General features: G+C 72.4%; 3 protein-coding genes. All 3 read right to left on the bottom strand.

Going from position 1 to position 862, the window contains the following annotated elements; all coding sequences use genetic code 11:
* Positions 1 to 192, bottom strand: a 192-nt coding sequence (locus GJV64_RS14950; RefSeq protein ID WP_235927782.1) for a flagellar basal body protein, incomplete at its 3' end; no start/stop codon positions are given.
* The gene (locus GJV64_RS14955) at positions 189 to 467 is read right to left on the bottom strand and encodes a hypothetical protein (RefSeq protein WP_164158299.1); all 279 of its coding nucleotides are present in this window, start codon (positions 465 to 467) and stop codon (positions 189 to 191) included. The genes GJV64_RS14955 and GJV64_RS14950, both read right to left, overlap by 4 nt.
* Positions 467 to 862 (bottom strand): flagellar basal body P-ring protein FlgI (locus GJV64_RS14960; protein WP_164158301.1); only part of this gene is annotated, 396 nt, incomplete at its 5' end. The genes GJV64_RS14955 and GJV64_RS14960, both read right to left, overlap by 1 nt.

Raw genomic sequence — 862 nt, forward strand, 5'->3', positions numbered from 1 at the left:
GACCCGCACCCCGGCGCCGGCCAGCGGCGCGCGCTCCAGCGGGCCACCCCGGCCCGGCGGATTGATGGCCAGCGTCACGCGGCGGCGCACATAGCCGGGGGTGTCGGCATTGGCGACATTGTCGCCGGTGGCATTCAGCGCCTTCTGGAAGGCCAGAACGCCGGTGCGTCCAATGGCGAGCAGGTCCATCATTTGCCGGCGCCCTTGGCAATCAGGCGCGCAAGGCCCAGCGGCGCGGCGGACGCGATCAGGCGGCCCCGCTGTTCGTCGATCTGGTCGCGCACGATGTCGTTGTTCCCCATCAGGTCATCGCCGAGCGCGCTGGCGCGCGCCGATTTCAGCAGCCGCGTGACCAGCAGCGCCTCGAAATCGGCGCCGGCCCTTGCGGCCAGTCTTGCCTCGTCGGGGGTGCCCGCCAGCGGCAGGCCGACCTGCTTCAGCACCAGGGCGGGGGGCTTCAATTCCATCAGATCACCACCAGTTCGGCGCGCAGCGCGCCGGCCGCCTTCAGGGCCTCCAGGATCGCCACCAGGTCGCCCGGTGCGGCGCCCAGTGCGTTGACGGCATCGACGATGTCGCCCAGCCGGGCGCCTGGCGCGAACAGGTTCATGCGGGTGCTGGCCTCGCCGGCTTCCACGGTCGATTGCTGGGTCACCACCGTCTGCCCGCGTCCGAACGGGCCGGGCTGGCTAGCCTGCTGGTTCTCTGTGACGCGCACGGTGAGATTGCCGTGCGCCACGGCCGCCGGCAGGATCCGCACCTCGCCCGAGATCACCACCGTGCCGGTGCGGGCGTTGACGATCACGCGCGCCGGCGGCGGCAGCAGCGCCACCTCCAGCGCCTCGATGCGGGCGGCGAGCGC

Source organism: Sandarakinorhabdus rubra, assembly GCF_010994245.1.
GTDB classification, from domain to species: domain Bacteria; phylum Pseudomonadota; class Alphaproteobacteria; order Sphingomonadales; family Sphingomonadaceae; genus Sandarakinorhabdus; species Sandarakinorhabdus rubra.

Excerpts from the sequence above, each read along its gene's own strand:
- GJV64_RS14955 (WP_164158299.1), bottom strand. The coding sequence starts at position 467 with ATGGAATTGAAGCCCCCCGCCCTGGTGCTGAAGCAGGTCGGCCTGCCG.